Origin of the sequence: Devosia indica (assembly GCF_003056405.1) — a bacterium.
GTDB classification, from domain to species: Bacteria; Pseudomonadota; Alphaproteobacteria; order Rhizobiales; family Devosiaceae; genus Devosia; species Devosia indica.
The window spans coordinates 96,467-108,596 of record NZ_PYVZ01000004.1 but is presented as its reverse complement, the minus strand read 5'-3'; the positions used below and the strand labels follow the sequence as shown (position 1 = coordinate 108,596).

General features: G+C 62.0%; 13 protein-coding genes. 10 read left to right on the top strand and 3 right to left on the bottom strand.

The window, feature by feature from the left end:
- The first annotated feature begins 93 nt into the window (after nt 1–93).
- Nucleotides 94–1,419 (top strand): 30S ribosomal protein S12 methylthiotransferase RimO, encoded by a 1,326-nt coding sequence (rimO, locus tag DDE76_RS05405; RefSeq protein ID WP_104894213.1) that lies wholly within the window; start codon nt 94–96, stop codon nt 1,417–1,419.
- A gap of 136 nt (nt 1,420–1,555) precedes the next feature.
- Here the strand turns inward: rimO and DDE76_RS05400 are convergent, their stop codons facing one another.
- The gene (locus DDE76_RS05400; RefSeq protein WP_104895019.1) at nt 1,556–2,470 is read right to left on the bottom strand and encodes a phosphotriesterase family protein; all 915 of its coding nucleotides are present in this window, start codon (nt 2,468–2,470) and stop codon (nt 1,556–1,558) included.
- A gap of 130 nt (nt 2,471–2,600) precedes the next feature.
- Between DDE76_RS05400 and DDE76_RS05395 the strand changes: the two genes are divergently transcribed.
- Nucleotides 2,601–4,370 (top strand): SLC13 family permease, encoded by a 1,770-nt coding sequence (locus DDE76_RS05395; protein ID WP_104894212.1) that lies wholly within the window; start codon nt 2,601–2,603, stop codon nt 4,368–4,370.
- Nucleotides 4,371–4,445: 75 nt separating this feature from the next.
- On the opposite strand, the gene DDE76_RS05390 is transcribed toward DDE76_RS05395, so the two are convergent.
- Nucleotides 4,446–5,630: an alpha/beta fold hydrolase gene (locus DDE76_RS05390; RefSeq protein WP_245891809.1), complete on the bottom strand. Its 1,185-nt coding sequence runs from the start codon at nt 5,628–5,630 to the stop codon at nt 4,446–4,448.
- On the opposite strand from DDE76_RS05390, the gene DDE76_RS05385 reads away from it, so the two are divergent.
- The 8 genes from DDE76_RS05385 to folK all read left to right on the top strand — a co-directional run bounded on the left by DDE76_RS05385 (nt 5,550) and on the right by folK (nt 11,357).
- Entirely contained in the window at nt 5,550–6,197 is a 648-nt protein-coding gene (locus DDE76_RS05385; protein ID WP_245891808.1) for a helix-turn-helix transcriptional regulator, read from the top strand. The genes DDE76_RS05390 and DDE76_RS05385 overlap by 81 nt on opposite strands.
- A 139-nt stretch (nt 6,198–6,336) precedes the next feature.
- Nucleotides 6,337–6,588, top strand: coding sequence for a GlsB/YeaQ/YmgE family stress response membrane protein (locus DDE76_RS05380; protein WP_104894210.1), 252 nt, complete (start codon nt 6,337–6,339; stop codon nt 6,586–6,588).
- A gap of 202 nt (nt 6,589–6,790) precedes the next feature.
- Nucleotides 6,791–7,789: a sulfate ABC transporter substrate-binding protein gene (locus DDE76_RS05375; protein ID WP_104894209.1), complete on the top strand. Its 999-nt coding sequence runs from the start codon at nt 6,791–6,793 to the stop codon at nt 7,787–7,789.
- A gap of 67 nt (nt 7,790–7,856) precedes the next feature.
- Nucleotides 7,857–8,693, top strand: a complete 837-nt coding sequence (gene cysT / locus DDE76_RS05370) for a sulfate ABC transporter permease subunit CysT (RefSeq protein ID WP_104894208.1) — start codon at nt 7,857–7,859, stop codon at nt 8,691–8,693.
- Between the two features lie 2 nt (nt 8,694–8,695).
- Nucleotides 8,696–9,499 (top strand): sulfate ABC transporter permease subunit CysW, encoded by an 804-nt coding sequence (gene cysW / locus DDE76_RS05365; RefSeq protein WP_245891807.1) that lies wholly within the window; start codon nt 8,696–8,698, stop codon nt 9,497–9,499.
- Between the two features lie 178 nt (nt 9,500–9,677).
- A complete protein-coding gene (gene folP, locus DDE76_RS05360) occupies nt 9,678–10,529 on the top strand; it encodes a dihydropteroate synthase (protein WP_104894206.1) in 852 nt (283 codons plus the stop codon).
- A gap of 10 nt (nt 10,530–10,539) precedes the next feature.
- Nucleotides 10,540–10,923 (top strand): dihydroneopterin aldolase, encoded by a 384-nt coding sequence (gene folB, locus DDE76_RS05355; RefSeq protein ID WP_104894205.1) that lies wholly within the window; start codon nt 10,540–10,542, stop codon nt 10,921–10,923.
- On the top strand, nt 10,923–11,357 hold the full coding sequence (gene folK / locus DDE76_RS05350) for a 2-amino-4-hydroxy-6-hydroxymethyldihydropteridine diphosphokinase (RefSeq protein WP_104894204.1): 435 nt from the start codon (nt 10,923–10,925) through the stop codon (nt 11,355–11,357). Before folB ends, folK begins: the two co-directional genes overlap by 1 nt.
- Here the strand turns inward: folK and DDE76_RS05345 are convergent.
- A complete protein-coding gene (locus DDE76_RS05345) occupies nt 11,354–12,130 on the bottom strand; it encodes an ATP12 family chaperone protein (protein WP_104894203.1) in 777 nt (258 codons plus the stop codon). The two genes, folK and DDE76_RS05345, sit on opposite strands and share 4 nt — an antisense overlap.

Genomic DNA, 12,130 nt, shown 5'->3' with positions numbered 1-12,130 from the left:
GCTTACCGGTCTTTGCGGGACGGTCACATTGCGTAACCGTCAAACATTCTGTATGACGCGCCATCCTATCCAGCACCGGACAATGTGACGCGCATGACTCAGGCGCCCAAAATCGGGCTCGTCAGCCTCGGCTGCCCCAAGGCTCTCGTCGACAGCGAGCGTATTATGACCACCCTGCGGGCGCAGGGTTATTCGTTCAGCCGCGACTATGCCGGGGCCGACGTCGTTCTGGTCAATACCTGCGGCTTCCTCGACAGTGCCAAGCAGGAAAGCCTTGAAGCCATTGGCGAAGCGCTCAATGAAAACGGTCGCGTCATCGTTACCGGTTGCCTGGGCGTCGAGGAAAACCTGATCCGCGAGACCCATCCCAGCGTCCTCGCCATCACCGGCCCGCACCAGTACGAAAGCGTCGTCAACGCGGTGCATGACCATGTGCCGCCCGTGCCCAACAAATTCGTCGACCTGGTGCCGGAAAGCGGCCTCAAGCTGACGCCGCGCCACTATGCCTATCTCAAGATTTCCGAAGGCTGCAACAATCGCTGCTCGTTCTGCATCATTCCGCAGATCCGCGGCGATCTGGCCTCGCGTCCCGCCGCCGGTATTCTGTCAGAAGCCGAAGGCCTGATCCGCTCCGGCGTCAAGGAATTGCTGGTCATCTCGCAGGACACCAGCGCCTATGGCCTCGACATCAAATATGCCGCCAGCAAATATCGCGGCCGTGAGGTCAAGGCCAAGTTCTACGACCTGGCCAAGGAGCTGGGTGAACTCGGTGCCTGGGTACGCCTGCACTATGTTTATCCCTACCCCCATGTCGACCAGATCATGGAACTGATGGCCGAAGGCCTCGTCCTGCCCTATCTCGACATTCCCTTCCAGCACGCTTCTCCCAAGGTGCTGAAAGCCATGCGCCGCCCGGCGCATCAGGAAAAGACGCTCAACCGCATCCTCGACTGGAAGCGCCAGGTTCCCGACCTCACCGTGCGCTCCAATTTCATCGTCGGCTTCCCCGGCGAGACCGAGGAAGATTTCGAAATGATGCTCGACTTCATCGAGGAAGCCGAGATAGACCGCGCCGGCTGCTTCAAATATGAGCCCGTCACCGGCGCCACCGCCAATGAGATCGAAGGCGTGGTGCCCGACGAGGTCATGGAAGAGCGCTTCGCCCAGTTGATGGAAGTGGCGCAGAACGTTTCCTTCGGCCAGCTCCAGAAAAAAGTTGGCCGTACCATCGACGTCATCGTCGACGATGTCCGCCCCGAGCAGAACCGGGTCATCGCCCGCTCCAAATGGGACGCCCCGGAAATCGACGGCCAGGTCATCGTCGACCAGGCAGACGGCATCAAGATCGGCGACATCGTCCAGGTCACCGTCACCGACAATGACGAATACGACCTGTTCGCGATACCCGCGAAGGGCTGAGCTTCACCACGGCAGGACGCCCTCGTGGTTCGAGGCTTCGCACCTCACCATGAGGGCTACCGAGATACCGCGCTCGCGTCAGCCCTCATCCTGAGGAGCCGCGAAGCGGCCTCGAAGGGCGAGGGCGTCCATCGCGCTACCGCGCAAACGCATCGAAAGGGTTGTCATGCGTCAGCCGCGTGATGGTCGCTTCGCTCACACCCGCCGCGCGCAGCTTGGGCAGAAAATGCTCGACCAGATGCGTATAGGGCCTGGGCGTGCCGCCACCGGGCTTGGCCGGATCGTACCACCCCAGGTCATGGCTGAGCAGCAACTGTTCCTCCAGCCCCGCCTCCAGCGCTTTCAGCACCAGCGCCAGCACCTCCTCATCCGGATCGCGTCCGACATGGTCATATTCGATCCAGACGCCGCGCGCCGCCACCGCGCGATTGAGCTCGAAATCCGGCTCGGCCTGGGTATGGATGGACAGGAAGCGGTTGGCTGATCCACCCTCCGCCTCGACGATGTCGAGCTGATCCATTACCACCCGGCCCTTGATCGTATGCGAGCCGATCAGCGCCCCGGTCTGCGCCGAAGCCCGTGCTGCCGCGCGCAGAATCTTGGTTTCCATGGGGGTGATTCCGTCATCGCCCGCGCTCACCTTGATCCATGCGGCCACAACCCCGGTGTCATCGACGCCGGTGGTCAGATGCCCTACCATCCAGGCCTCAAGCTCCGCTTCGCTTGCCGCAGCGACCCAATCGGGAATCCATGGCTCGCGATAATTGCCGGTCGGCACGGCGATGGGAAATCCGGTGGCCTGCGACAATGCCAGGTCCAGATCCACGCGCAACCTCACCCCGCCGGTGGAACATTCGATCAGCGCCGTCACGCCCTGCGCCTTGATGGACTCGATCTGCGGCGCCATCAGCGCCACCACGTCCTTGGCATCAGCCTTGGCATAGCCTGGCTGATCGGGCGTCCGCAAATCCACAAAAACATGTTCGTGTGGCAGAATCAGTCCCAGTTGGTCCCGCGTCAGCGGCCCAAGCGTCGTATGCAATGTCGTCATCAAGTCCTCCCGGAGCACCAAGTTTTCCATACCCCCCTCGCGGCGGCAAGCCAGCCTGGTCTATAAAGCCCCCTGCGTGCGACTTTCATACCGCCTCCTGCGTTATGACCGTTCGGAACCGGAGTGGCCCATGACAATCCCGCAAGTGCTCGCATTTCTGATCATTGCGGGCATGATGGTCGCCTTCATCATGGGCCGCTGGCGCTATGATCTGGTGGCCGTCTGCGCCCTTCTTGTCGGACTGCTGGTCGGCATTGTGCCGTTTGAGCGCGCCTTTGTCGGCTTTTCCAATGACATCGTCATCATTGTCGGCAGCGCCCTCGTCGTCAGCGCGGCCGTGGCGCGCTCCGGCATCATGGAAATCCTGATCCGGCGCCACGTTCCGCGCATGAGCAGCCCTCGGGTGCAATTGATCGTGCTGGTCACCATCGTCACCGTGCTCTCCGCTTTCGTGAAGAACATCGGGGCGCTGGCCATCATGATGCCGATCGCCTTCCAGATGGCGCGGCGCTCCAGCGTCTCCCCCTCCATGTTCCTCATGCCCATGGCCTTCGGCTCGCTGCTGGGCGGGTTGATGACCCAGATCGGCACCTCGCCCAACATCATCGTCTCCGGTGTCCGCCAGGAACTGACCGGCACCGCCTTTACCATGTTCGATTTCACTCCCGTCGGCGCCATTCTGGCCGCGGTCGGCATCGTCTTTCTGGCTTTCTTCTACTGGCTTTTGCCAGAGCGCCGCCGCGAAGACAGCGGCATGGACAAGGCCATCGAGATCAAGAACTACACCACCGAGGCCCATGTGCTGCCCGAGAGCTCGGCCATCGGCAAGACCGTGGGCGATCTGCAATCGGCCGCCGACGGCGCCGCCATGGTCACCGGGATCGTCAGCGCCTCGGGCCGCCGCCGCACGCCTTTGCCCGATGCAACCCTCAAGGCCGGTGACATCCTGCTCATCGAGGGTGACCCCGAAGCCCTCGACAAGATGGTCAGCCAGACCGGCCTCTCTTTTGCCGAGCGGCGTGGGGCGGCTTCCCGCGACAGTGGCAATATCGGGGTCATCGAGGCCATTATCGGCGAAAGTTCGGGGCTGATCGGAGCCAGCGCACAGGAATTGACGCTGTTCGACCGCACGGGCCTCAACCTGATAGCCATCTCCCGCCGCGATCAGCGCTTCACCAAACGCCTGGGCGAAATCCGCTTCCAGAATGGCGATGTGATCCTGATCCAGGGCCACCTCAAGCGCATTCCCGAATTGCTGCGCGAATGGGATATCCTGCCCCTGATCGAACGCGGCCTCAAACTGGGCAGCGTCCGCAATGGCCTGCTACCCCTGTCCATCCTGCTGGTCGCCATGGCCGCTACCGCCCTCGGCCTGGTGCCGGTTGCGCCCGGGTTTTTCGCGGCCGCTGCCTTGATGATCCTGACCGGTGCCCTGCCCCTGCGCGATGTCTATAACCAGATCGACGGGCCCATCCTGGTCATGCTGGCCTGCCTGATCCCTGTGTCCGAGAGCCTGCAATTGACTGGCGGCACCGACCTCGTCGCCGCCCTGCTCACCACCACCGCCGCCACCCTGCCCGGCTGGGGCGCCCTGGCGCTGATCATGGTCGCCGCCATGGCCGTCACACCCTTCCTCAACAATGCCGCCACCGTTCTGGTCATGGCCCCTATCGCGGCGGCCTTTGCCACCGGTCTCGGCTACAGCCCCGAAGCTTTCCTGATGGCCGTTGCCATTGGGGCCGGCTGTGACTTCCTCACCCCCATCGGCCACCAATGCAATACCCTGGTCATGGCCCCCGGCGGCTATCGCTTCGGCGACTACTGGCGCCTCGGCCTGCCGCTATCCTTCCTGGTGGTCCTGGTGGGAGTCCCGGCGCTGATGGTGGTGTGGCCGTTTTAAGGGGCACGGGAGCGGGAAGCGGACGCCACCAGACCTGGCAGGCGCCCGTGTCTTGTTCCCGAACTGGCGAGTGAACTACGCGGCGCCCTGCCGATCCAGCCAATCGAGCACAGCCTGGTTGGTTTCTTCCGGCATTTCTTGCTGAATCCAGTGACCACAATCGAAACTGAGCACCTCAACATTGGGCACAAATTTCTTGAGGTTCGGAGCTTTTGCGACCGCGTCGCGATTGCCATAGATCATGAGCGTCGGCTGGTGGATGATCGGATCCACGTCCGCCAACAGGTGCCAGTTGCGGTCCAGGTTCCGGTACCAGTTGATGCTGCCGGTGAAGCCTGACGTCTCAAAGGCCGAGACAAAGACCGCCAGCTCATTCTCGCTCATCACCGGCTCGCCCAACGGCATTTCCGCCCGCGCCAAATTGATCATCACCATGCCCGGCTCCGGCTCTGCAGGCGGCACGTTTTTCCGGTAGAGGTTTCCGAGGAACCGGGAAGTGTTCTTCTCCAACACAGCGTCCGCCACGCCTGGCTGCCGATTGAAGTGGACGAAATAGAAGTCGCCGCCCAAAATGGCCTCCATGAAGGTGATCCAGGGCTGTTCCCCGCGCTCCTGGTACGGCAGGCTCAGATTGATCACCCTGTTGACCCGGCCCGGATGTAACAGGGTCAGCCCCCAGACCACCATTGCCCCCCAGTCATGGCCCATGAAAGTGGCATCGTCATAGCCATAGTGATCCAGCAGCGCGACGAGATCCCCCGCGAGATGTTCGATGTCATAGGCCGTTACGTCTCCCGGACGCGATGAATTGCCATAGCCACGCTGGTTCGGAACAATGACGTGATAACCCGCCGCAACAAGCGCGGGTACCTGGTGCCGCCAGGAATAGGCATGCTCCGGCCAGCCGTGACAGAGCACAATCGGTTTCCCCCTGTTTTCCTGGCCTGCCTCGAAGACCTCGAGTTCCACCCCATTGACCCGGACCATCTTGGGCTCGGGAAAGTTGATCGAATTGGACATTGCTTGTTCGCCTTTCTGACAGCTACGAGCGCTGCCTAACGGCGAATGGTGCCAAATTTTGACACCTTTAACGGCCAGCATCTCAGGATGAATGCTCGCCTCAGACAAGACGCCATTGTGCGCAGCCTTCGCCGAACCGGCACGTCGACGCTCGCTGACTTGGCGGAGGCGGTTGGCGCGTCCAGGCGCACGGTCTTGCGGGATATCAGCGCGCTCCGCGATGCCGGCTTTGTCATCCATTCCGAACCCGGTCGCGGCGGCGGTCTGCAACTCGATCCGCAGTCGGTTCAGACCACAGCACGGCTTTCGGTGGCCGAAGTCTTTGCGCTGCTCATCAGCGTTGCCTCCATGCGCGCCGCAGGAAACCTGCCTTTTTCAGCGCTCGCCGATGCCGGCCTTGCCAAGATCGAGCGCGCCCTGCCGGCTGACAAACTACGCGACCTGCGCCGGTTTCTGGAGTGTCTGTATGTCGGGCAGCTTTCGCCGCAGGTCGATATCTCGGATATGGGCACAATGGACCCCGCCCTGCTCTCCGCTTTCGAATCGGCTTTCCTGCAAAGGCGGCACCTGCATTTCCGGTACCGAGACTCCAAAGGGGCGGTCACCAGCCGTGCCGTCGAGCCGCAGGCCATGCTGATCCTGCCACCTCTCTGGTATCTGGTCGGCTGGGATCCATCGCGCCAGGCCTTCCGACATTTCCGCATGGACCGGATCAGCGCGCCGCAAATCGACGAGAGCACGACGTTTCAGCGACGCCATGTGCCATTCGAGGATCACGTCCGCCCTGTGCGTGACCTATCGCGCTAGACGGACACCATCGGCAAAAGGCTCGGCGGGGACGTCTCCTTCGACCGGACCCTCTGGCCCCCAGCCGAACGCTTCTTGCCTTTTCCGCCCACTGTGCCACCCTCCTCACATACGCAGACTCACTGCGAGGAGGAAGCAAATGGGTTTTGACGGCGTGGGTTGGCTTGCAGCCATCATCATTGGTGGCATCGCCGGATGGCTGGCCAGCAAGTTCATGAAAACCGGCGGCGGCGTTCTGATGAACGTCATTCTCGGCATTGTCGGCGCCATCCTGGCCAGCCTGGTCTTTGGCCTGCTCGGCATCTCCTTTGGTGGTTGGATCGGCTATCTCATTGCCGGGTTCATCGGCGCCTGCATCATCATCATGATCGGGCGCGCCGTCGCCAAGTAAGCACCGATGCCGGCCCCATCCGGGCCGGCACTTTCCCTCAGGAACGAAATGTCATTGAATGCCGGGCTCGCGCAATGTCTTTGCCGGCGATCCGCATGACCGTAAATTACTCATCCGACGCAAGCATTTAGCGCTTTACGACGCATTCAAGGCCATCGCATCAACATCGGCAACTCGACTGAACCGATGGATATTGAGTCCGATGACCAAGCTTTTCCTCTCTGCCGCCGCGGCCCTGGCCCTTGTCGCCACACCGGCCCTGGCCCAGCCCACCGACTTGCTCAACGCCTCCTACGACATCGCCCGCGAGATTTTTGAAGAAGAGAACGCCGCCTTCATTCCGGCCTATGAAGCTGCCAATGGCGTGACCGTCACCGTCAACCAGTCCCATGCCGGCACCTCGACCCAGGCCCGCGCCATTCTCGAAGGTCTGCCCGCCGATGTGGTAACCTTCAATCAGGTCACCGATATCGAAAAGCTCGTCGAAGGCGGCTTTGTTTCCGAGGACTGGCAGAGCGAGTTCCCCAACAGCGCCTCGCCCTTCTATTCGCTGCCCGCCTTTCTCGTGCGCGCCGGAAACCCCAAGAATATCACGGACTGGAGCGACCTGGCCCGCGACGACGTCTCGGTGATCTTCCCCAATCCCAAGACGTCAGGCAATGCGCGCTACACCTATCTGGCCGCCCGCGCCTGGGCCAATGAGGAATTCAGCGGCGATCAGGCCCAGGTGGCCGATTTCCTCACCAAGGTTTTCCTCAACGTGCCGGTCTTCGAGACAGGCGGGCGCGGCGCCACCACCGCCTTTGCCGAGCGTGGCCTGGGCGATGTGCTGATCACCTTCGAGGCCGAAGTGCTGAGCGCGGTGAACCTGCTTGGCGCCGACAAGTACGAGGCCGTAGTGCCTTCGGTCAGCCTGCTGGCCGAGTTCCCGGTCGCCATCGTTGACAAGGTGGTGGACAATCGCGGCAGCCGCGACCTGGCCCAGGCCTATCTCGATTTCCTCTATTCCGAGGAAGGCCAGCGCATCGCCGCCGGTCGCAACCACCGCGTCAACAACGAAGCCGTCGCCGCCGATTTCGCCGACCGTTTCCCCGATGTGCGCCTGGTCAATGTCGACGACGAATTCGGCGGCTGGGCCAAGGTCTCCGAAGAACACTTCGCCGAAGGCGGCCTGCTCGACCAGGTCTTCGTGAACCAGTGACACTGGCCTAGATCTGACCTCTGGCGACGCGGCATGACCGCGTCGCCTGCCGTTTGGGGGAACGCACATGGCACGCAAGCACAGCAAACACCTGCTGCCCGGTTTCGGGCTGACCATGGGCGTCTCGCTCTTCTACATCACGCTCATCATCCTGCTGCCCATCGCCGCCATGCTGCTCAAGGTGGCCGGCATGGGCCTGCCCGAATTCTGGCGCATCATCTCCTCCCGCCGCGCCATTGCCGCCTATCAGATCACCTTTTCCTCGGCCTTCTATGCCACGCTGATCAATGGCACGGTCGGCCTGCTGCTCGCCTGGGTGCTGACCCGCTATCGCTTTCCTGGCCGCCGCATTCTCGACGCCCTGGTCGACCTGCCCTTTGCCCTGCCGACCGCGGTGGCAGGCCTGGTGCTCGTGACCCTGTTCGCCGAGACAGGCTGGTACGGCCAATTGCTCGAGCCCAACGGGCTCAAGGTGAACTACACCCAGTTGGGCATCGTGCTGGCCATGGCCTTCACCTCAATCCCTTTCGTCGTCCGCTCGGTTCAGCCCGTGCTCGAAGAAGTCGACCAAAGCCTTGAATCGGCTGCAGAGACGCTGGGTGCCAATCGCTGGCAGGTCTTCACCCGGATTGTCTGGCCCACCATCATGCCCGCCTTTATCGGCGGCTGTGTGCTCTCCTTTGCCCGTTCGCTGGGCGAGTTCGGCGCTGTCGTCTTCATTGCGGGCAATATCCCCGGCGTCACCGAAATCGTCTCCCTGCTCATCTATATCCGGCTGGATGAATACAATTACGAGGCCGCCGCCGCCCTGGCCTTCGTCCTCCTCCTCGTCGCCTTCCTCACCCTGGTTGCCACCAACGCCCTCTCGGCCTGGCAGACCCGCTATGTGGACCGGAGCGCATGACCATGGCCAAGCGCTCCCCGGCAGAAATCGCCCTGATCACCCTCGCCATCATCCTGGCGATCTTCGTGCTGGTGGTTCCTCTGGCCCTGATCTTCGCCTTCGCGCTGCGCGAGGGCCTTGGCGTTTATGTCGCCAATATCCTTGAGCCCAACACGCTCCACGCTATCTGGCTGACCGTGCTCACCGCCCTCATCGTTGTGCCGGTCAATATCGTGGTGGGTGCCGCCCTGGCCTGGCTGGTCACCCGGTTCCGCTTTCGCGGCCGGCAATTGCTCATTTCCATTATCGAACTGCCCGCCTCGATGAGCCCGATCGTCGCCGGTGTAGTCTATCTGTTCCTCTATGGCGGCCAGGGCATGCTCGGACCCTTGCTCCAGGCCAACAATCTGCAGGTGATGTTCACCCCCCTGGCCATCGTGCTGGTCAGCCTGTTCGTCACGGCCCCAATCGCGGCCCGGGAACTCATCCCGCTGATGAGCCAGCAAGGCACCGAGGACGAGGAAGCCGCCCTCTCGCTCGGCGCCAATGGCTGGCAGATGTTCTGGTTCGTTACCCTGCCCAATATCTCTTGGGCCATGGTCTATGGCGCCGTGCTGACCAATGCCCGGGTCATGGGCGAGTTTGGCGCCGTCTCGGTGGTCTCGGGTGCCATTCGTGGCCAGACCAACACCCTGCCCTTGCAGATCAACCTTCTATTCAACGACTTCAACGTTACCGGCGCCTTCGCCGCTGCCTCGACCCTGACACTTATCGCTGTGGTGACATTGGTTGTGAAATCGGCGCTGGAGGCCCGGCGTCACGGATGAGGCGTTCGGCACAGGCACTTGTGTCTATCCCCCATGCCGAGACCTCGACTATCCTGTGATTGCGGGATTGGCCAAGCGTGTACCTGATCTTCAGGAAACATGGTGTTCCCCTCTATCCAGTTTCTACCCCGGCCTGTCGTGGAATCGGTTAGAGGCTACATAGATCCGAGGCCAGCTCATGCACACGACCCACACCATCTCCCTCCGCAATCGTCCGCCGCTGGTCCTCGGCCAACGTGCCCTTGTCATGGGCATTCTCAACGTCACGCCAGACAGCTTCTCCGATGGCGGCCAGCATGACCATGTCGACACAGCCCTTGCCCATGCCCGTCAAATGCTGGCCGAGGGCGCCGACATCCTCGATATTGGCGGGGAAAGCACCCGCCCCGGCGCGGAACCGGTGGGTGTGCAGGAGGAACTCGACCGGGTTCTGCCTGTCATCGACGCCATCCGCGCTGCCGGCATTGCCACACCGATTTCGATCGACACCATGAAGCCACTCGTCGCCCATCAGGCGCTTGAGGCAGGCGCCGACATGATCAACGACGTCAATGGCCTGTTGGGCGCCCCGGAAATGGCCGAGATTGCGGCCCTCTTCGATGCCCCGGTCATCGCCATGCATTGGGATCGCGACTGGACGGCCGAAACCGATCCCATTCCCGCCATGTCCGGCCGCTTCCACAACACCCTGGCCATCGCCGCCCGGGCCGGCATCCAAGCGTCTCGCATCATCCTTGATCCTGGCTTCGGCTTCACCAAGACCTTGACTCAGAACTACAGCATCCTGCGCCAAATCACTGATCTGACTCAGGCATTCCCGAGCAACGCCATGCTGATCGGCACCTCGCGCAAATCGATGATCGGCAAATTGCTCGACAACCAGCCATCCGAACGGCTCGCAGGAACCCTGGCCACTACCGTTCAGGGCTATGAGCGCGGCGGACACATTTTCCGCGTCCATGATGTCGCGCCCAATCGCGACGCCCTTCGCGTGGCTGAAGCGACGTTGTACGGTCCGCCGCAGAACTGAGGCCCAATTGATGACCACACCCTTTTCCGGCGACCGCATTATCCTCAATGATCTGGGATTTTACGGCTATCATGGCCTGTTCAATGAAGAAGCAAAGCTGGGGCAACGCTTCTTCATTGATCTGCAATGTGGGGTCGACCTTGCCGCCCCCGGCAACACCGACGAGATCGGCCACACAGTGTCCTATGCCGACATCTACGATGTGGTGAAGACAACGTTCGAGACGAAACGCACCAAGCTCATCGAGGCCCTGGCCCAGAATATCTGCACCTCCCTGTTCGAGGCATTCAGCGATATCGACTGGGTAATTGTGCGCGTGCGGAAGCCCGAGGCACCGATCGCCATGGTGCGAGGCGAAGCGGCGATAGAGCTGCACCGCGTAAGGCCGGTCTGATGCCGACGGCCTGGCTCTCTTTAGGCGCGAATATCGGTGACCCTGCCGCGCAACTGGCTGATGCCATAACCCGGCTCAACGCACATCAGGCAATCAGCGTGGTCGTACAGTCGACCGTTATCCGCACCAAGGCCTGGGGCAAGACCGACCAGCCCGATTTCGCCAATATGGCCGCAACGGTCGAAACCGATCTGTTACCCGTCGACTTGCTGCATACATGCCTCGACATCGAACGCGACATGGGCCGGGTGCGCCACGAAGTTTGGGGCCCGCGCCTCATCGATATCGACATTATCGCCTATGAGCGGGTGGAGATGGACTCGACCAAGCTCATCCTGCCCCACCGTTTCGCCCATGAACGCGATTTTGTGCTGGATCCCTTGCGCGAAATATCACCGGAAACGGCCGACTGGATTGTTCGCCGCCAAGTCTAGCGCAGCGCGTCGACGACACGAACGGCAATATCGAACTCGACCCGTCTCTTGGCGCGACGCTCCATGGCCTCTTCGTCCTCGCCCCAAAGCCGGATCTGGTGGTCTTCGTCCACATGGGCGGCGAACCAGACCGCGTCGGCATCCATCAGCTCGTGCAGCAAGGCCAGAGCCAACAAGCCCGACCCGGTAATCCCGGTGATCGACACCAGCGCTGTCAGGCTGAGCAAGCCCTGCCCCTCGAGCGCGGCATCCAGCTTTTCAAGCGTGGCCGATGGCTGGGGCTGGTGAATAATGCCGATGGTCGGCTGAAAGGCGACGTCGAACTTGCGCGCAAGCTTTACCAAGGCGCCGTCCCAGACCCGCTCCTGCTCGACTACCAGTTCCTGGGGGGAATCGGCGCGGTACAGCAGCAGGTCATTGGCTGCGAACTTGCCGACTTCAGCGCGAAAGGCCGGGATCATGTCCTCGCCGCTCTCGACCGCCGAGTTGATCAGCCGCGTCATGGGCATGGTGGCCGGGTCGATGAACTCGCCCTGTGCTGCCCATTCTTCCGCCTTGTGTTGAGCCAGATCGAGGACCGGCAAGACGATTGGGATCTTCTTGCCCGGCGTTCGAACGGGGCGACCGTCAAGCGTGACCGCATAGCCCTCTTCACTACGCGCGACATCGACGGACTTGTAGAACCGCTTGGGCAGTTCCACCCTGTTCAGGTGCTGCGCGCGCCCATAGCCGGCATCCTGGTGCCGGAGCGCCTCTTCAAGCTGGTCTCGCAT

Coding starts and splice junctions, on each gene's coding strand:
- DDE76_RS05390 (WP_245891809.1), bottom strand. CDS start 5,630: ATGGATGACAAAGCCGGCATCGCGGAGCGCGCTGATATCCCGCAAGAC.
- DDE76_RS05375 (WP_104894209.1), top strand. CDS start 6,791: ATGACCAAGCTTTTCCTCTCTGCCGCCGCGGCCCTGGCCCTTGTCGCC.
- DDE76_RS05345 (WP_104894203.1), bottom strand. CDS start 12,130: ATGCGAGACCAGCTTGAAGAGGCGCTCCGGCACCAGGATGCCGGCTAT.
- folP (WP_104894206.1), top strand. CDS start 9,678: ATGCACACGACCCACACCATCTCCCTCCGCAATCGTCCGCCGCTGGTC.
- DDE76_RS05395 (WP_104894212.1), top strand. CDS start 2,601: ATGACAATCCCGCAAGTGCTCGCATTTCTGATCATTGCGGGCATGATG.
- DDE76_RS05380 (WP_104894210.1), top strand. CDS start 6,337: ATGGGTTTTGACGGCGTGGGTTGGCTTGCAGCCATCATCATTGGTGGC.
- cysT (WP_104894208.1), top strand. CDS start 7,857: ATGGCACGCAAGCACAGCAAACACCTGCTGCCCGGTTTCGGGCTGACC.
- folB (WP_104894205.1), top strand. CDS start 10,540: ATGACCACACCCTTTTCCGGCGACCGCATTATCCTCAATGATCTGGGA.
- cysW (WP_245891807.1), top strand. CDS start 8,696: ATGGCCAAGCGCTCCCCGGCAGAAATCGCCCTGATCACCCTCGCCATC.
- rimO (WP_104894213.1), top strand. CDS start 94: ATGACTCAGGCGCCCAAAATCGGGCTCGTCAGCCTCGGCTGCCCCAAG.
- DDE76_RS05400 (WP_104895019.1), bottom strand. CDS start 2,470: ATGACGACATTGCATACGACGCTTGGGCCGCTGACGCGGGACCAACTG.
- folK (WP_104894204.1), top strand. CDS start 10,923: ATGCCGACGGCCTGGCTCTCTTTAGGCGCGAATATCGGTGACCCTGCC.